Source organism: Loktanella sp. 3ANDIMAR09, from assembly GCF_001420005.1.
In the GTDB taxonomy this organism is placed as follows: Bacteria; Pseudomonadota; Alphaproteobacteria; order Rhodobacterales; family Rhodobacteraceae; genus Loktanella.
In genome coordinates this window covers 62695-79665 of record NZ_LJAK01000005.1, presented here as the reverse complement: position 1 = coordinate 79665, position 16971 = coordinate 62695, and the positions used below count along the sequence as shown (strand labels likewise).

Below are 16971 nucleotides of genomic sequence, written 5' to 3'. Positions count from 1 at the left end.
CATGTTTTCGATCATCCTGTTTGCGCCGCTGGTCGGCGCGCTGATCTGCGGTTTCACCTGGAAGATCATCGGCGAAAAGGGCGCGCAGTGGACGGCGACCTCGCTGTTGGTCCTGTCCGCTGTCCTGTCATGGGTCGCATTCGTCACATTTGACGGCACGACCAATTCGATCAGCCTGCTGCGCTGGATCGAAAGCGGGTCACTGGCGACCGACTGGGCGATCCGCGTCGACCGCCTGACGCTGATCATGCTGATCGTCATCACGACCGTGTCGAGCCTCGTGCACCTGTATTCTTTTGGCTACATGGCGCATGACGACAATTTCAGCGACGACGAAAGCTATCGCCCCCGTTTCTTTGCCTATCTGTCGTTCTTTACCTTTGCGATGCTGATGCTGGTGACGGCCGACAACATCGTGCAGATGTTTTTCGGCTGGGAGGGCGTGGGCGTCGCATCCTACCTGCTGATCGGTTTCTATTTCAAGAAACCCAGCGCCAATGCCGCAGCCATCAAGGCCTTCGTGGTCAACCGGGTCGGTGACTTTGCGTTCTTGCTGGGAATCTTTGGCCTGTTCTTGTTGACCGACGGGATCAGCTTTGACGTGATCTTTGCGCAGGCACCGCAGATCGCGGAAACGCAGATCCAGTTCCTGTGGCGTGAATGGAATGCGGCAGAGGTGATTGCGATCCTGCTGTTCATCGGCGCGATGGGTAAATCGGCGCAGTTGTTCCTGCACACCTGGCTGCCCGACGCGATGGAAGGGCCGACACCGGTCTCCGCGCTGATCCACGCCGCAACCATGGTGACCGCCGGTGTGTTCCTGATCTGCCGCATGTCGCCGATCATGGAATTCGCGCCCGTGGCGACCGGGTTCGTCGTGTTCCTGGGTGCGACGACCGCGTTTTTCGCCGCAACGATCGGTCTGGTGCAGAACGATATCAAGCGGGTCATCGCCTATTCAACCTGTAGCCAGCTGGGCTACATGTTCGTGGCCGCTGGTCTGGGCGTCTATTCCGTCGCGATGTTCCACCTGTTGACGCATGCCTTCTTCAAGGCGCTGCTGTTTCTCGGGGCCGGTTCTGTCATCCACGGGATGCACCACGAACAGGACATGCGGAACTATGGCGGCCTGAAAGACAAGTTGCCCAAGACGTTCTGGGCCATGATGATCGGCACGCTGGCAATCACGGGTGTGGGTATTCCGCTGCTCTATGTCGGGTTCCCCGTCGGGTTCGCGGGTTTCGTGTCCAAGGACGCCATCATCGAGAGCGCCTATGCAGGCACCGCCGGTGGCTATGCCTTCTGGATGCTGCTGATCGCTGCGGGCATGACCAGTTTCTACAGCTGGCGTCTGATGTTCCTGACGTTCTACGGCAAACCGCGCGGCGACAAGCATACGCATGAGCATGCACACGAAAGCCCGACCGTCATGTTGGTGCCGCTGGCCGTGCTGGCATTCGGTGCGATCTTTTCGGGGATGGTGTTCTACAAGCCGTTCTTTTCGAATGATACCAATGTTGCCGTGTTCTTTGGCGCGGCGGACAAATCCGAGGTCACGGTCGAGGAAGACCACGCCGCTGGTTTCAGCCTGATTGCGCCGGCCTATGCCGCGACTGCCGAAACCGAGGGCGAGGGCACCGGTGACGATCATGCCGCGGACGTCTGGCCCGCAGAGCCGGGCAAGGGTGCGATCTACAAGGCACCGGACAACCACGTCCTGCACGAGGCGCATCTGGTGTCCAAATGGGTGAAGGTGTCGCCGTTCATCGCGATGCTGCTGGGACTGGGACTGGCCTATCAGATGTACATCCGGCGGCCCGATCTGCCCGCCAAACTGGCTGAACAGCAGGCCCCGCTGTACAATTTCCTGCTGAACAAATGGTACTTTGACGAGCTCTACAACTTTGTCTTTGTGCGTCCTGCCTTGTGGGTCGGCGGGTTTTTCTGGAAACGCGGTGATCAGGGCACCATCGACGGCGGGATCAACGGTCTGGCCATGGGAATCGTGCCGTTCTTTACCCGCACCGTGAACCGGATGCAGTCCGGCTATCTGTTCACTTATGCCTTCGCCATGGTTGTCGGGATCGCGATCCTGCTGACATGGGTCACGTTCACCGGAGGGGCCAACTGATGGGCAACCTACTTTCGCTCACAACCTTCATTCCGCTGATCGGTGCTGCCATTCTGGCGTTGTTCCTGCGGGGCGACGATGCGGCCGCACAGCGCAACGCCAAGTGGGTGGCCCTGGCCGCGACCGTCGCATCGTTCCTTGTGTCGCTGTTCATCCTGGCAGAGTTTGACCCCAACGATACCGGGTTCCAGATGGTCGAACAGGCCGACTGGCTTTTGGGGATGCAATACAAGATGGGCGTGGACGGCATTTCGGTGCTGTTCGTGATGCTGACCACGTTCCTCATGCCGCTGGTGATCGCGGCCTGCTGGAACGTGGAGACGCGGGTCAAGGAATACATGATCGCCTTCCTCGTGCTGGAAACGCTGATGCTGGGCGTGTTCATGGCGCTGGACCTGATCCTGTTCTACCTCTTCTTTGAGGCAGGCCTGATCCCGATGTTCCTGATCATCGGCATCTGGGGCGGCAAGGATCGCATCTATGCCTCGTTCAAGTTCTTTCTCTACACCTTCCTCGGGTCGGTCCTGATGCTGGTGGCGATGGTGTCGATGTTCAGCATCGCAGGCACCACCGATATCCCGACGCTGATGACGACCGAATTCCCGTCAGACAGTTTCAGCCTGCTGGGAATCAACATCGTGGGCGGTGTGCAGACACTGATGTGGTTGGCCTTCTTTGCATCCTTTGCGGTGAAAATGCCGATGTGGCCGGTGCACACCTGGTTGCCCGACGCTCACGTGCAGGCCCCGACAGCCGGTTCGGTCGTGCTGGCGGCCATCCTGCTGAAAATGGGTGGCTACGGTTTCCTGCGGTTCAGCCTGCCGATGTTCCCCGTCGGGTCCGAGGTCATGGGGCCGCTGGTGCTGTGGTTGTCGGCCATCGCGATCGTCTACACCTCGCTGGTGGCACTTGTGCAGCAGGACATGAAAAAGCTGATCGCCTATTCGTCGGTCGCACACATGGGCTACGTCACCATGGGGATCTTTGCCGTGAACCAGCAGGGGATCGACGGGGCGATTTTCCAGATGATCAGCCACGGTTTCATCTCTGGCGCGCTGTTTCTCTGTGTCGGCGTGATCTACGACCGGATGCACACCCGCGACATCGACGCCTATGGCGGTCTGGTGAACCGGATGCCGGCCTATGCGCTGATTTTCATGTTCTTTACCATGGCAAACGTGGGCCTGCCCGGCACGTCAGGCTTTGTCGGGGAATTCCTGACGCTGATGGGCGTGTTCCAGGTGAATACCTGGGTGGCATTGGTCGCCACGTCCGGCGTGATCCTGTCGGCCTCCTACGGGTTGTGGCTGTATCGCCGCGTCGTCATGGGTGACCTGATCAAGGAAAGCCTGAAGTCGATCACCGACATGAATATGCGTGAACGCTGGATCTTTGCCCCGCTGGTCGTGATGACCCTGCTGCTGGGCGTGTATCCGGTTCTGGTCACCGACATCATCGGGCCAAGCGTGACTGCGCTGGTCGATCAATACGAATCCGCGACGGCAGCGTTCAACGCCGCCAATGACGTCGCCGCAAGCGAGGTGAACTAAGATGGGTTCCGATATTTCCATCGCCCTGCCGGAAATCGTGCTGGCGCTTTATGCCATCGGCGCGTTGCTGGCGGCGGTCTATACGGTCAAGGACGCGGCGGCGGGCCTGCTGGTCTGGATGACGGCGGCGGTGTTCGTGGTGCTGGCCTTCTGGATCGGCATGGATGACAGCGCGGCACAGACGGCGTTCAACGGCATGTTCGTGGCCGACGGGTTCGCCCGTATGGCCAAGGTCATGATCCTGCTGTCGGCGGCGGCGGTTCTGGTCATGTCCAAGGTCTACATGGAACAGCGCAACCTGCTGAAATTCGAATACCCCGTGCTGGTGTCGCTGGCTGTTGTGGGTATGATGGTCATGGTCAGCGCCAACGACCTGATGACACTCTATATGGGTCTCGAGCTGCAATCACTTTCGCTGTATGTCGTGGCGTCCCTGCGCCGGGACAGCGTGAAATCCACCGAGGCGGGCCTGAAATATTTCGTGCTGGGCGCGCTGTCCTCTGGTCTGCTGCTCTATGGTGCTTCGCTGACCTATGGTTTCGCGGGCACCACCCAGTTCGAGGGCATCATCGTCGCCGTCCAGGATGACGTGTCGCTGGGTCTGCTGTTTGGTCTGGTGTTCCTGATCGCCGGTTTCGCGTTCAAGGTCTCGGCCGCGCCGTTCCACATGTGGACGCCCGACGTCTACGAGGGGTCGCCCACGCCGATCACCGCGTTTTTCGCAACCGCACCCAAGGTTGCGGCGATGGCGCTGTTCGCCCGCGTGATGTTCGACGCCTTTGGTGGCGTGACGGGTGACTGGCAGCAGATCGTAGCCTTTCTGTCGGTCGTGTCGATGTTCCTGGGCGCAATCGCCGGTATCGGCCAGCGCGACATCAAGCGTCTGATGGCCTATTCGTCGATCAGCCACATGGGCTTTGCGCTGATGGGTCTGGCGGCAGGCACGGCCTTTGGTGTGCAGGCGATGCTGATCTACATGGCGATCTATGTGACGATGAATATCGGGACCTTTGCATTCATCCTCGGGATGGAACGTGACGGGCGTCCGGTGACCGACATCCAGAGCCTGCGCATGTATGCGTCCCGCTATCCGACCCGTGCGCTTGCCATGCTGGTGCTGATGTTCAGCCTTGCGGGTGTGCCGCCGCTGGTCGGCTTCTTTGGCAAGTTCTACGTGCTGCGTGCGGCTGTGGACGCTGGCCTGGGTTGGCTGGCGGTCGCGGGCGTGATCGCATCGGTTATCAGCGCGTTCTACTACCTGCGGATCGTCTATTTCATGTATTTTGGTGAAGAAACCGAGGCACTGGACGCGCCGTCCCAGCCGTTGCTGGGTGGGTTCCTGATCGCATCGGCTGCGATCATGGTCTTTGGAGTGGTGAACCTGTTCGGGATCGAACCCTGGGCCGCTGCCGCTGCGGGCACCCTTGTCAACTGATCCGACCCAGAACCCCCTCTGGCCAGAGGGGGTTTTGTGCCGTCATCTGCAAACGGTCGATTCCACCATGGCCGAGGCGGCGCGCATTGCACCGACGCTGACGGCACCGACCTGGATCGTGGCCGACACACAGACCGCATCGCGGGGCAGGCGGGGCCGCAGCTGGCAGTCGCCGGTCGGCAATTTTGCAGCGACCCTCGTCTACAGACCCAATTGCACGCCGCAACAGGCGGGTCTGCGGTCGTTCATGGCTGCCAATGCCCTGTTCGAGGCGCTGGCCATGTCCGTGGACAGGACCAAGCTGTCGCTGAAATGGCCCAATGACGTGCTGCTGAACGAGGGCAAGGTCGCGGGGATCCTGTTGGAATCCGCAGGATCGGGGGCCTATGTGGATTGGCTGTCCATCGGGATCGGCGTGAACCTTGCAGAAGTCCCGCCCGGCATTACTGACGCTGCCTTTGCGCCCGTGTCGCTTGCGGGCGAGGGTGGTGCGCCCACCGATCCGATGCAGTTCCTTGCCCGGCTCGCTGCGGATTTTGCCACCCAAGAGGCAAAGCTGTGGGAGTGCGGTTTCGACATCATCCGGGCCGATTGGCTGCGCCATGCCGCCCGTCTGGGCGAAGTCATCACAGCCCGTAGCACCCGGTCAGAACTGACAGGCCGGTTCGAGACCATCGACGCCGATGGCAATCTGGTCCTGATTACCGCCGACGGGCCGCAGGCAATACCGGCGGCGGATATCTATTTCTAGGGAACGCTGCCGATGTTGCTGACGATTGATTGCGGAAACACCAATACGACCTTTTCCATCTGGGACGGCAGCGCGTTTTTGGCGACCTGGCGCACCTCGACCGAATGGCAGCGTACGGCGGACCAGTATTACGTCTGGCTGTCCACCTTGATGAAGGTGCGCAATCTGGACGTGACGATCACCGATGTCATCGTCAGCTCGACCGTGCCGCGGGTTGTGTTCAACCTGCGTGTGCTGGCGGATCGCTATTTCAACTGTCGCCCGCTGGTGGTGGGAAAACCCGAATGCCGCCTGCCGGTCGCACCGCGCGTGGATCAGGGCACGGCCGTTGGTCCGGACCGTTTGGTCAATACCGTCGGGGCGTTCGACCGTCACGGTGGCGACCTGATCGTCATTGATTTCGGCACCGCCACGACAGCCGATGTGGTCGATACCGATGGGGCCTATGTGGGCGGTGTCATCGCCCCCGGCGTCAACATCTCGATGGAGGCGTTCCACATGGCGGCTGCCGCACTCCCCCATGTGGACGTCAGCAAACCCGACCGCGTGATCGGCACCAACACCGTGGCCTGTATGCAGTCCGGCGCGTTCTGGGGTTACATTGGGCTGGTGAAAGAGATAACGCAGAGAATTAAGAGTGAACGAGGACGCCCGATGACCGTGATCGGAACCGGCGGCCTCGCATCGCTATTCGCCCAAGGCGACACCCTATTTGACCGGGTCGAGGATGACCTGACGATGCACGGTTTGACCGTGATACACCGATACAACAAGGACACGACATGAGTGCTGCAAAAGCAAACGACCGACTGATTTACCTCGCCCTGGGTGGCGCAGGTGAAATCGGTATGAACTGCTACGTCTACGGATACGGCAAACCCGGCAAGGAGCGACTGATCGTCGTCGACCTTGGCGTTACATTTCCCGACATGGACGGCACACCCGGTGTCGATCTGATCTTTGCCGACATTGCCTGGTTGCGCGAACGCAAGGCGCAGATCGACGGTATTTTCATCACCCACGCCCACGAGGACCATGTCGGTGCCGTCGGCCTGTGCTGGGAAGAGCTGGGCGCGCCGATCTATGCGCGTAAATTCACCGCCAACATTGCACGCCGCAAGTTGCAGGAACGCGGTCTGCCCGACAATGTCGTGCAGGTCGTAGACGCTTGGCCTGCGGTGACGAAATGCGGGCCGTTCACCGTGGGCTATGTGCCGATCAGCCATTCGATCCCCGAAAGCGCGGGTCTGGTGATCGACAGCGACGGTGGTCGCATCGTTCACACCGGCGATTTCAAAGTCGACATGACACCCGTGGTCGGTGACCCCTTTGACACCGCCCTGTGGGAAGAAATCGCCAAGCCCGGCGTCAAGGCACTGGTCTGCGACAGCACCAACATTTTCAGCCCGAACCCCGGTCGGTCTGAAATGTCGATCGGTCCTGCGATCACCGAGTTGATGCGCGACTGCAAGGGCATGGTCGTCGCCACGACCTTTGCATCCAATATCGCACGCCTGAAAACGCTGGCGACCGCCGCGACAGAGGCAGGCCGCACGGTCTGTCTGCTGGGCCGGTCGATGCAGCGCATGACGCAGGCCGCGATGGAAACCGACCTGCTGCACGATTTCCCCGCGACCGTCAGTGCCGAGGACGCGCAGAACATCCCGCGCGAAAACCTGATGCTGCTGGTCACCGGATCGCAAGGCGAACGCCGCGCGGCCTCGGCCCAGCTTTCTCAGGGCAGCTATCTGGGTCTGTCACTGAAAGAGGGCGATACATTCCTGTTCTCGTCCAAGACGATTCCCGGCAACGAAAAGGGTGTCATCCGCATCATGAACCAGCTGTCAGAGCTGGGTGTGGATATCGTGGACGACGATGGTGGGAAATACCACGTGTCCGGTCACGCGAACCGTCCCGATCTGGAAACCATGCACCAGCTGATCAAGCCGCAGTTCCTGATCCCGATGCACGGCGAACACCGTCACCTGCGTGAACATGTCAAGGTCGCGGGCCTGCACGGCCTGCCCGGGATCGTCGCGGTGAACGGCATGATGGTCGATCTGTCAGGCAACCAGCCCAAGGTTGCGGAATACATCGAAACCGGTCGCACCTATCTGGACGGTGCCACGCATGTCGGTGCGATGGACGGCGTTGTGCGCGACCGCATCCGCATGGCGCTGAACGGTCTGGTCGTGGTCACGCTGATCCTGGACGAAAACGACGAATCGCTGGGCGACCCTTGGGTCGAACTGTCGGGTCTGGCCGAGGACGGCCGGTCCGATGCCAGCCTCGCCGAAATCATGGAAGAAGACCTGTCCCAGTTCATCAACCGCGCCAACAAAAAGACGCTGGCCGACGATGTGAAACTGGAAAAAGAGCTGAAAACCATCGCGCGCAAGACGGCGCAGGCTGAAATCGGCAAAAAACCCGAAGTCATCGTGGTCATCAGCCGTCTGAACTGATGCAGCCTTGACCTGCAAGACAGGCGCGGCCCCATGTGGGCTGCGCCTGTTTTGATTCAATCCGCGCAAATATAGATGGCACCACCTACGGCCACGGCTGTTACGGCGGCCGCGGTCAGTGCAATGGGTGCGCCGACTGCAGCCGTCACACCGGTGATCGCACTTCCCAATGCGCCGCTGATGGTTGCGCCGGTCCCGGACAGCACCATGGCACCCGTCGTATGCGTGACCTTGCTGAGGGTTGAATCACCCGTTCCCAATGCGACATCGGTGATGGCGACAGTCGCGGTCGCCACCGCATCGCGGGTGCCGTTCACCCTGGTGCAGACCGTGCTTGCGTTGCAGCGCCCGCGAAAATTGCGCGGGCCGGGCACCAGCAGAAACCCCGTTTGTGCATCGGTGTAGCTGAGACATTTGTCATCGACCGTTTCGACCTGTGCCAGAAAGGCAAAGACTTCTTGGCTGGTGCAGGCGCGTTGATCACGGGTGATGAAATCAAAGGACCGCGCCGGAAAGTTCAGCAGACGTTCGCGCCGCGTCGTCGGTGCCGGGGCCACGGCCAGCGTTTCCGTGTCGATCTGGACGGTGATTGCCTCGATCGTGCTTTGGCAGATGTCTGCTGCGGCGGCCTGACCCCATAGAATCAGGGCCGCAACGAATGGTCTGAACATGATAACACCTTGTTTTTCGGGCAAGGTGGCCGATGTGATCGCACCCGTCGAGGGGGGCGCGATCACATCGGCGAAATCAGGCGCGGCCTAGCTGTTGGCGCGCTCGGCAAAGCTTTTGGCGATGAATTCGGGCATGTCGTCGCCCATGCCGACTGGCGTGTCATTCCGGCGGCCACCACGGTTGCGGTTGTCGTTTCCACCACGCGGGGCGCGATCGTGATCTGCGCGCCGCTCTGACTGGGCGGGTGCCTCGGGTTCCGGTGCTGTCGGTGCTGCGGCCTCGGTCTGTTCCTCGGCGGGTGCGGCGCTGCGCCCACGGCCACGGCCCCCCCGACGCGACCGCGATCTGCCGCCTTCGGCAGCGGGCTCTGCCGGCGTCTCGGGGGTCGCCTCCGCGGGTGCATCAGCCGCGACATTGTCGGGTGTCGGTGCATCCGTTTTCGGCTTGCGGCTGCGCGACCGGCTGCGGCGGGGCTTTTCTTCGCCCTGTGCCTCTGGTGTTGCGGCATCCGTCGTTGCGTCCGGCGTGCTGCCCAGCGGATTGTCGAGGCGCGGGATCTCTTGCTGGACCAGACGTTCGACATCCTCGAGGTTCTTGGTGTCGCGCGGGTTGCAGATCATGATGGCCACGCCTGACCGACCTGCACGTCCCGTGCGGCCGATCCGGTGGACGTAGTCCTCGGCGTGGCTGGGCACGTCGAAGTTGAAAACGTGGGTCACCGCGGGAATATCCAGACCGCGGGCGGCCACATCGGATGCCACGAGGAACCGGATTTCGCCATCGCGGAACCCTTCGAGCGTGCGGGTCCGGTGCGACTGGTCGAGATCCCCGTGAATGGGGGATGCGTCAAACCCGTGCTTTTTCAGCGACTTGGCGACCATATCGACATCGGATTTGCGGTTGCAAAAGATGATGGCGTTGGAACAGGCATCGCCTTCGGCCTCGATCAACTTGCGCAGCAGTGCGCGTTTTTCGGCGTCTGCCTTGGTCCGGTTGGACCCCTGGAACATCACCACACCCTGTTTGATGTTCTCGCTCGTGGTGGCCGCGCGTGCGACCTCGATCTTGGCGGGGTTCGACAGGAATGTATTGGTGATCCGTTCGATTTCCGGGGCCATCGTGGCCGAAAAGAACAGGGTCTGACGGGTAAACGGCGTGCGTTTGAAAATTTCCTCGATGTCGGGGATGAACCCCATGTCGAGCATGCGGTCGGCCTCGTCGACAACCATGACCTTGACGTCCGTCAGGATCAGCTTGCCGCGTTCCAGGTGGTCCAGCAGACGACCGGGGGTCGCGATCAGCACATCCACACCCTTGTCGATCAGCTTGTCCTGATCCTTGAACGAGGTGCCGCCGATCAGCAGCGCCTTGGTCAGTTTGGTGTATTTGGCATAGGCATCGAAATTTTCGGCAACCTGTGCTGCAAGTTCGCGCGTGGGGGCCAGCACCAGGCTGCGCGGCATCCGCGCACGGGCGCGGCCACGGCCCAGCAGCGTGATCATCGGCAGGGTAAAGCTGGCGGTTTTTCCGGTGCCCGTCTGCGCGATGCCGAGGACGTCGCGACCCTCAAGCGCCGGAGGGATGGCACCCGCCTGAATGGGGGTGGGCGTTTCGTACCCGGTGTCGGCGATCGCTTTGAGAACCTTTGCATCGAGGTTCAGGTCGGAAAATTTGGTCATCAAGGGCCTTTCGCTGCGGCGGCTAGTTGGGCCGCAGAATTGCGCGGCCAAGGCCCGACCGGATTGTCGGGCATATTGATAGCGTCGCGTTACGCCTTTGTGTGGTGTGGGTCAAGGTTTTCGGGGAACACATGCGGTTGCGGCGCGTTATCTGGTGAACCTAACGAAAGGATGATCACGATGATCAAGAAGTATGGCACAGCGAATTGGCAGGGCGCACTCAAGGACGGCATCGGCAAGGTGTCGACGGAAACCGCGGCGCTGACCGACCATCCCTACGGGTTTACCGCCCGGTTTGAGGGCGGCAAGGGCACCAACCCCGAAGAGCTGGTCGGTGCGGCCCACGCAGCCTGTTTCGCGATGGCGCTGTCGATGGGTTTGGGTGAAAAGGGTTTCACTGCTGACAATATCGACGCGAAATCGACGATTTCGCTCGAACAGAAGGACGGCGGTTTCGCCGTGACCAAGGCCCACATCGAAGTGTCTGCGACGATCCCCGACATTTCCGAGGCGGAGTTCATGGAAATCGCCAAGGCAACCGAGACAGGTTGCCCGATCAGCAAGCTGCTGACGGCAGAGATCTCCTTGGACGCTAAACTGGTGTGATAAGTGTGTGATGCAGCGCCGGAGCATATCCGGCGCGCAGAATCTCCAGATGGGGGGCAGGGGTCAGGATGATCACCTCTGTCCCCTTTTTGCTGCGCGGCGCCTGATATCCTGCGGGCGTATAGGGCCAGAACGCGTCCTGCCAGATCAGGTGGGGCTGACCGCCGGTCACGATCATCGTGCCGTCCGGCAGTGATGCAAGCGCGCCGTTCATGCGGGCCTGCCCTCGGGTCGCAGGATCAATGCGGGCAGTGTGTAACGCGTTATCCATCTGCGGGGCGCGCAGGTTGTCGCCCGTGGCCGCAGTCCAAGCATCGCGATAGCGGTTATAAATCGGCCCGCCTGCAATAGGCACATGGGCGATGGCCCGCAGCCAATGCCGTGGCCTCGTCCAGAAAAAACAGTTCCGTCCATTTGCGACCGGTCATCAGCTGACGCCTGCGGCCCTGCCAGTCAAGCGTGCAGCAGATCCATGCCTTGGATTTCCAGCGGGCGCGGCCCATGACGCCGTCGGCGACATGCAGAATACCGCGGTTTCCGGTCAGTGTTCCTCGCGCGGGGTCTGCGACGATCTCTTGGGTCGGTAGAACGCGGTTTTGCAGCGGCACGTCAGCCTCCGGGCAGGGATGCCCACCCGGTATATACCCCGGCCAGACATGCCGCATAGCCCAAACCGACCAGCACGCCGTCCCGAGCCGTGACACCGACACCCAGCAGCAGCGTTGCCAGACCCAGCAAGGCAGGCACAAAGGGTATGAACCCCAGCGGCACCATCAGACAGCCCGACAGGATGATGCACAGTGCAATCGCACGGGTGGCAATCGGTCCGTTTGTCAGGGGATCGAGGCGCGGGCCTATGATACCTTCGAGCCGTTCTGCCCAGGGTCGGGCCCTGTCGACGGATTTCTTCAGCGTTGCGCAGTCCAGCTGAAAACGCTCGATCATGTCGGGAAACCAGGGCCGATCCTTGCCGGCCAACATCTGGACGCCTTGCAGGACCAGGATGATGCCCACGACGGCGGGCACGCCCGGTATGGCCCCCGTCGGCAGGATACAGAACGCGGACACCAGCGCGATCAGCGGTCCGTAGCCGCGTTCCTGCACCCGGTCGAGCACATGGCCAAGCGCGATGCTGTCCCCGCCTGTCTGGTCGCGAACTGCGTCAAGCGTATCCAGTAATGGGGCGTTTTCCTGTGTCGTCATGTTGCGACAACCCGCCGCAGGCGTCAGGGTTCCGTGTCGATCAGGGGGAGCACCACGTCACGGATCTGCCGAAGCGCACCCGGCGCATCCGCTGCCGCGCGCACGCGGGCAAATGCCTCTGCCGGGACGGTGCCCTCGTAGGATTGGCGCGCACCATCCGCCAGAATATAAAGCCCGTCGCGCGTGGCCGCGTGAAAGTCAGCCTCTGACAGATAAATCGCGCCGATTTCAGCGCGTTGGCAGCCGTCGATGCAGTGGGAATAGATGCGATCATGCCTGCGATAGTCCAGCAGGCGATCATGCGTCGCGACATGAACCAGCCGGGGCGCGTTGGGCGCGCGCCTGCGCACATTGGTCAGCACGGCATGCTGCCGCAGCGCGCCGCGTTGAAGGATCACGGGGCGTGCGGTCATGATCCCGGTCGCGTCACGATAGATTTCGCGTTCCTGCGTGGTGAACCGCTGGATGCCGGATTGCGATCCCTCCTGCGCGATGACCTGCGTTCCGACAGGCACGCCAAATCGCGCCCCAAGATGGGGCGTATAGGTGCAGCCGGACAGCGCCAGCAGAAACAGAAAACCGCGCAGCATGGCCCCATGCTGCGCGGCAAAGATTAACCGAGCGTTAGGATCAGCCGACCATCATTTCCTTGGTCGCGGACAGGGTTACGTCGGGATAGTCGCGCTGCACCCGGTCGATGTCCCATTGCAGGCGGGTCAGGAACACAGTGTCGCCGTCGTTGTCCAGCGCGATGTGCTGCTTGTTGGCGGCGGCAAATTTGTCCACCGCGTCCTTGGTCCCGTGGACCCAGCGGGCCGAGGTGAATTGCGACCCCTCGAACCGGACGGGCAGGCCGTATTCCAGTTCGATCCTGCTGGCGAGCACCTCGAATTGCAGCGCCCCCACGACGCCCACGATGAAACCCGAACCAAAGGTCGGTTTGAATACCTTGGCGGCCCCTTCCTCGGCGAATTGCATCAGCGCCTTTTCCAGGTGCTTGGCCTTCATCGGATCGCCCGCACGGCAGTTTTGCAGCAATTCGGGCGCAAATGACGGAATGCCGCTGACGCGGATCGCCTCGCCTTCGGTCAGGGTATCGCCAATGCGCAACTGTCCGTGGTTCGGGATGCCGATGATATCACCGGCCCAAGCCTCTTCGGCCAACTCGCGGTCGGCCGCGAGGAACATGACCGGGTTGGTGACGGCCATCTGTTTCTTGCTGCGCACATGGGTCAGTTTCATGCCGCGCGTGAAATGCCCCGAGGCCATGCGCACGAATGCGACGCGGTCGCGATGCTTGGGGTCCATGTTGGCCTGCACCTTGAACACGAAACCCGCGACCTTGGGTTCCTCGGGCGCGATATTGCGGGGCTGGGCAGACTGGATCTGCGGTTCCGGCCCGTAGGTCCCGATGCCGTCCATCAGTTCCTTGACCCCGAAAGAGTTCATCGCGGACCCGAACCAGATCGGCGTCATCGATCCGTTCAGCACGCTGGCCGGGTCCAGTTTCGGCAACAGCTCCATCGCCATTTCAATCTCTTCGCGGAATTTTTCCAGCAAATGGGCGGGGACGTGTTCCGACCATTTGGGATCGTCCAAGCCGTTGATCGAGATGCTGGCGGCGACCTTGTTGCGGTCGGCCCGGTCCATGATTTCCAGCTTGTCGCGCAGGATGTCGTAACATCCCATGAATTCGCGGCCCACGCCGATAGGCCATGATGCGGGTGTCACGTCAATGGCCAGGTTTTCCTGAATTTCGTCGATGATCTCGAATGTATCGCGGCTTTCGCGGTCCATCTTGTTGCAGAACGTCAGGATCGGCAAATCACGCAGGCGGCAGACCTCGAACAGCTTTTGCGTCTGGGATTCCACGCCCTTGGCCCCGTCGATCACCATGACGGCCGCGTCCACGGCGGTCAGCGTGCGATAGGTGTCCTCGGAAAAGTCAGAGTGGCCGGGCGTGTCGACCAGATTGAACCGAAAGCGTTCGAAATCGAACGACATGGCGGATGCGCTGACGGAAATGCCGCGGTCCTTTTCCATCTGCATGAAATCGGACCGGGTGCGGCGTGCCTCGCCCTTGGCGCGGACCTGTCCGGCCATCTGGATGGCGCCACCATAAAGCAGGAATTTTTCGGTCAGCGTCGTCTTGCCGGCGTCCGGGTGCGAGATGATCGCAAAGGTCCGGCGGCGGGCGATTTCAGCGGGAAGGTCGGGGCGATTTGACATGGATACGCCTTAGCCCGCGGCCCGCGCGGGCGCAATGACTGCCGGGGGGCCTGCTTCGTGAAATCGCCACGTTTGTGCAATCAGGCCGCCGCATTCACCAAGCATTAGTCAAGGTAAATCTGTTGTTGCCAGCGACCCGCGTCGCAAGAGGATATCCGAATGACCCTGTTTCGTTGTGTTGCCCTGTCTGCGATCTGCCTTGTAGCTGCCTGCGGTGGTGGTGGTGGTGGCGGCACAACCGAGGCCGCAGCCGCTGCCGGTGCTGCCGCAGGCACGACAGCGTCCAAGGCCGCCGACACGACCAAGACCGCGACCGCGGTGAAATCCTACACCTTGTTGCGCAACGAGGGTGCGACACTCTTTGCGGCCTATGAGGACCAGTTGAACAGCGACCGGTTTACCGATCCGGGTGATTTGCCCGGCAGCGGCACGGCCACGTTTGACGGTGTTGCAGGCTATGTCGTGGGCGCAGGGCAATCCCTGTCCGAAGAGGCGCTGATCGCAAATCCCGATTACCTGTCCCGCGTCGATCTGGCCATAGATTTTGGTGCGGACCGGATCACCGGGTCCTTTGATGGTTTTGTCGATGCGCGGACACAAAAAGAGATCAAGGGCGCGCTGGATATCGACGCGCGGATCAACCGGTCCGCCGATCTGACCTCCGAGGTCAGCGTCACCGGCTCTGCCGCAGGTCGCATTTCGGGCTCTGGTCTGAACGGTGACGTGTCCCTGGACCTGAACGGCGATTTTCTGTCTGATGGTGCGGCCCTGTCCGGCCGTCTGGAAGGCACCGGTCAGACCAGCGATGGACTGCGCAACGTGCAGGGCGCATTCATCGCCACCGACTAGGCTGTTATGCGATAACCGGCGGGTGTTTTTGTCTTGCCTGACCTGCTGATCCAGATGTGACCCAAGGCCCCGACACCGCGTCAGGGCTATGGTCCATCTGAAAGGTCACTGCCATGAACATCCAATCGTCTCGTCCTGCTCTTGTTGCAATCGCGCTTGCCACACTGGCTGCCTGTTCGGGCGGTGGTGGTGGCGGGGCTGTCACGGGTGGTGCCGCTGCGGCCCGCGCCCTGGATCCGCAGGTCAACGACCGTCTGGATTTTGCTGAAATCGCGCAGGTCGCCGAGGATGTGAATGACGGTTATGCCGCCGCGTCCATCACGCCAAAATCGCTGGTGCCGACCGCCGGTCGGGCGACCTACAGCGGCGCTGTTGGCGGTGCGCTCAGCGTGCCGGGGCGCAGCACGGATGTGGCGGGCCTGATGCAATTGGGGGTCGATTTCGGCGCGAACCGCGTGGGTGGCACGCTGGGCAATTTCGTCACCCGTGACGGGGCCGAGATCGACGGCGTTCTGACGGTCAACAACGGTATCCTGAACCGGACGTCGAACAGCCAGCAGGTTGCGATCTTTGGTGATGTGGATGGCAATCTGCGCAGCGCCAGCGGTGAACGTATCGCGGTGGACGCCCGCCTGCGCGAAAGCGGGTTCAAGGGCCGCGATGTGGAATTCGTCGGCGGCAAGATTCAGGGCGACATCAACGTGGATGGAGTCCGTGGTGCAATCGACCTTGATGCGCAGCTGGAGCGTTAACGCTTAACCACCTGTTAACGATGATGCGTGATGTTGGGCAGGTTCTTTGACAGGGCCTGCCCATGCCGCGTTTCATCAGCCTGATCCCCATCATCACCCTTGTCGCCTGTGGCGGTGGGGATGGCGGCGATGACGACGCCGCACCTGACCGCTTTGCCGTGGCCGACCGGTTGGAAAGCCGCCTTGCCGAACAGGATGTGTCCGACCCCGGAACGCTGCCTGTCACGGGGCGCGCCAATTATTCCGGTTTCATGCGGGCAGGGTTGCCGACCGGGGCAGGCGGTGCGCGTGTGGAATACCTGGGCGATCTGCGCATGAACGTGAATTTCGGCGCGGCCCGCGACGAGGTGGCAGGCAGTGCGACCGGATTCCAGACGGGAGCGGGCGGCCGGTTGACCGGCACGCTGACCATTTCGGATGGCGACCTGTTTCGCGACACCGACCCGGATGAGAACTATACCTTTACCGGCGACGTGGACGGCACATTGAAACGGGGTGCTGACAGCTACCGGATCGACGCCGAGATCGAGGGCGAATTCAAGGGGCGCGACCGCGAGGGCGTCAGCGGCCTGCTGTTTGGTGACGTCAATGGCCCGGACGGTCAGGACGTGTTCGATGGATCATTCGCCGCGGTCAAGGAACAGGAATAACG

At 61.6% G+C, this 16971-nt stretch carries 17 protein-coding genes; 10 read left to right on the top strand and 7 right to left on the bottom strand.

What is annotated here, in order from left to right; genetic code table 11:
• The first annotated feature begins 1 nt into the window (after position 1).
• The 6 genes from nuoL to AN189_RS09280 are packed head-to-tail and all read left to right on the top strand — an operon-like array spanning position 2 to position 8329.
• Positions 2 to 2131: an NADH-quinone oxidoreductase subunit L gene (gene nuoL / locus AN189_RS09305; RefSeq protein ID WP_056034529.1), complete on the top strand. Its 2130-nt coding sequence runs from the start codon at positions 2 to 4 to the stop codon at positions 2129 to 2131.
• Positions 2131 to 3681, top strand: a complete 1551-nt coding sequence (locus AN189_RS09300) for an NADH-quinone oxidoreductase subunit M (RefSeq protein WP_056034527.1) — start codon at positions 2131 to 2133, stop codon at positions 3679 to 3681. The genes nuoL and AN189_RS09300 overlap by 1 nt, the downstream gene beginning before the upstream one ends.
• A 1-nt stretch (position 3682) precedes the next feature.
• A complete protein-coding gene (gene nuoN, locus AN189_RS09295) occupies positions 3683 to 5116 on the top strand; it encodes an NADH-quinone oxidoreductase subunit NuoN (RefSeq protein WP_056034524.1) in 1434 nt (477 codons plus the stop codon).
• Positions 5106 to 5867 carry a biotin--[acetyl-CoA-carboxylase] ligase gene (locus tag AN189_RS09290; protein WP_083484342.1) on the top strand — a complete coding sequence of 254 codons (762 nt, stop codon included), beginning with the start codon at positions 5106 to 5108 and terminating at the stop codon, positions 5865 to 5867. The genes nuoN and AN189_RS09290 overlap by 11 nt, the downstream gene beginning before the upstream one ends.
• Before the next feature lie 12 nt (positions 5868 to 5879).
• Positions 5880 to 6653 (top strand): type III pantothenate kinase, encoded by a 774-nt coding sequence (locus AN189_RS09285; protein ID WP_056034518.1) that lies wholly within the window; start codon positions 5880 to 5882, stop codon positions 6651 to 6653.
• Positions 6650 to 8329, top strand: coding sequence for a ribonuclease J (locus tag AN189_RS09280; protein ID WP_056034515.1), 1680 nt, complete (start codon positions 6650 to 6652; stop codon positions 8327 to 8329). Before AN189_RS09285 ends, AN189_RS09280 begins: the two co-directional genes overlap by 4 nt.
• Positions 8330 to 8385: 56 nt before the next feature.
• Here AN189_RS09280 and AN189_RS09275 read toward each other — a convergent pair whose 3' ends face one another.
• Together AN189_RS09275 and AN189_RS09270 are read right to left on the bottom strand one after the other, a co-directional pair.
• Positions 8386 to 9000 (bottom strand): hypothetical protein, encoded by a 615-nt coding sequence (locus tag AN189_RS09275; RefSeq protein WP_157057436.1) that lies wholly within the window; start codon positions 8998 to 9000, stop codon positions 8386 to 8388.
• An 87-nt stretch (positions 9001 to 9087) separates the two neighbouring features.
• Complete coding sequence (locus AN189_RS09270) at positions 9088 to 10680, bottom strand: DEAD/DEAH box helicase (RefSeq protein ID WP_056035021.1); 1593 nt, start codon at positions 10678 to 10680, stop codon at positions 9088 to 9090.
• Positions 10681 to 10860: 180 nt separating this feature from the next.
• Here AN189_RS09270 and AN189_RS09265 point away from each other — a divergent pair, with 180 nt between their 5' ends.
• On the top strand, positions 10861 to 11286 hold the full coding sequence (locus AN189_RS09265; protein WP_083484350.1) for an OsmC family peroxiredoxin: 426 nt from the start codon (positions 10861 to 10863) through the stop codon (positions 11284 to 11286).
• Here AN189_RS09265 and AN189_RS19585 read toward each other — a convergent pair.
• The 5 genes from AN189_RS19585 to AN189_RS09245 are packed head-to-tail and all read right to left on the bottom strand — an operon-like array spanning position 11273 to position 14718.
• Positions 11273 to 11557, bottom strand: a complete 285-nt coding sequence (locus AN189_RS19585) for a hypothetical protein (RefSeq protein ID WP_253279589.1) — start codon at positions 11555 to 11557, stop codon at positions 11273 to 11275. The two genes, AN189_RS09265 and AN189_RS19585, sit on opposite strands and share 14 nt — an antisense overlap.
• 55 nt (positions 11558 to 11612) lie before the next feature.
• A complete protein-coding gene (locus AN189_RS19580; RefSeq protein ID WP_253279588.1) occupies positions 11613 to 11894 on the bottom strand; it encodes a hypothetical protein in 282 nt (93 codons plus the stop codon).
• Position 11895: 1 nt separating this feature from the next.
• Positions 11896 to 12489, bottom strand: coding sequence for an exopolysaccharide biosynthesis protein (locus AN189_RS09255; protein ID WP_056034504.1), 594 nt, complete (start codon positions 12487 to 12489; stop codon positions 11896 to 11898).
• Positions 12490 to 12512: 23 nt separating this feature from the next.
• Positions 12513 to 13079, bottom strand: coding sequence for a hypothetical protein (locus tag AN189_RS09250; protein WP_056034503.1), 567 nt, complete (start codon positions 13077 to 13079; stop codon positions 12513 to 12515).
• Positions 13080 to 13119: 40 nt separating this feature from the next.
• Complete coding sequence (locus tag AN189_RS09245) at positions 13120 to 14718, bottom strand: peptide chain release factor 3 (protein WP_056034499.1); 1599 nt, start codon at positions 14716 to 14718, stop codon at positions 13120 to 13122.
• Between the two features lie 159 nt (positions 14719 to 14877).
• Between AN189_RS09245 and AN189_RS09240 the strand changes: the two genes are divergently transcribed.
• The 3 genes from AN189_RS09240 to AN189_RS09230 all read left to right on the top strand — a co-directional run bounded on the left by AN189_RS09240 (position 14878) and on the right by AN189_RS09230 (position 16969).
• Complete coding sequence (locus AN189_RS09240) at positions 14878 to 15567, top strand: hypothetical protein (RefSeq protein WP_056034497.1); 690 nt, start codon at positions 14878 to 14880, stop codon at positions 15565 to 15567.
• A gap of 113 nt (positions 15568 to 15680) precedes the next feature.
• Positions 15681 to 16319 (top strand): hypothetical protein, encoded by a 639-nt coding sequence (locus AN189_RS09235; RefSeq protein WP_056034494.1) that lies wholly within the window; start codon positions 15681 to 15683, stop codon positions 16317 to 16319.
• Between the two features lie 62 nt (positions 16320 to 16381).
• Entirely contained in the window at positions 16382 to 16969 is a 588-nt protein-coding gene (locus AN189_RS09230; RefSeq protein WP_056034491.1) for a hypothetical protein, read from the top strand.
• The last annotated feature ends 2 nt before the right edge of the window (positions 16970 to 16971 follow it).

Bases quoted from the DNA above. Each gene is read 5' to 3' on its own strand.
- AN189_RS19585 (WP_253279589.1), bottom strand. From the start codon at position 11,557: ATGGATAACGCGTTACACACTGCCCGCATTGATCCTGCGACCCGAGGG.
- AN189_RS09265 (WP_083484350.1), top strand. From the start codon at position 10,861: ATGATCAAGAAGTATGGCACAGCGAATTGGCAGGGCGCACTCAAGGAC.
- AN189_RS09240 (WP_056034497.1), top strand. From the start codon at position 14,878: ATGACCCTGTTTCGTTGTGTTGCCCTGTCTGCGATCTGCCTTGTAGCT.
- AN189_RS09280 (WP_056034515.1), top strand. From the start codon at position 6,650: ATGAGTGCTGCAAAAGCAAACGACCGACTGATTTACCTCGCCCTGGGT.
- nuoN (WP_056034524.1), top strand. From the start codon at position 3,683: ATGGGTTCCGATATTTCCATCGCCCTGCCGGAAATCGTGCTGGCGCTT.
- AN189_RS09285 (WP_056034518.1), top strand. From the start codon at position 5,880: ATGTTGCTGACGATTGATTGCGGAAACACCAATACGACCTTTTCCATC.
- nuoL (WP_056034529.1), top strand. From the start codon at position 2: ATGTTTTCGATCATCCTGTTTGCGCCGCTGGTCGGCGCGCTGATCTGC.
- AN189_RS09255 (WP_056034504.1), bottom strand. From the start codon at position 12,489: ATGACGACACAGGAAAACGCCCCATTACTGGATACGCTTGACGCAGTT.
- AN189_RS09245 (WP_056034499.1), bottom strand. From the start codon at position 14,718: ATGTCAAATCGCCCCGACCTTCCCGCTGAAATCGCCCGCCGCCGGACC.
- AN189_RS09250 (WP_056034503.1), bottom strand. From the start codon at position 13,079: ATGCTGCGCGGTTTTCTGTTTCTGCTGGCGCTGTCCGGCTGCACCTAT.
- AN189_RS09300 (WP_056034527.1), top strand. From the start codon at position 2,131: ATGGGCAACCTACTTTCGCTCACAACCTTCATTCCGCTGATCGGTGCT.
- AN189_RS09270 (WP_056035021.1), bottom strand. From the start codon at position 10,680: ATGACCAAATTTTCCGACCTGAACCTCGATGCAAAGGTTCTCAAAGCG.
- AN189_RS09230 (WP_056034491.1), top strand. From the start codon at position 16,382: ATGCCGCGTTTCATCAGCCTGATCCCCATCATCACCCTTGTCGCCTGT.
- AN189_RS09235 (WP_056034494.1), top strand. From the start codon at position 15,681: ATGAACATCCAATCGTCTCGTCCTGCTCTTGTTGCAATCGCGCTTGCC.
- AN189_RS09275 (WP_157057436.1), bottom strand. From the start codon at position 9,000: ATGTTCAGACCATTCGTTGCGGCCCTGATTCTATGGGGTCAGGCCGCC.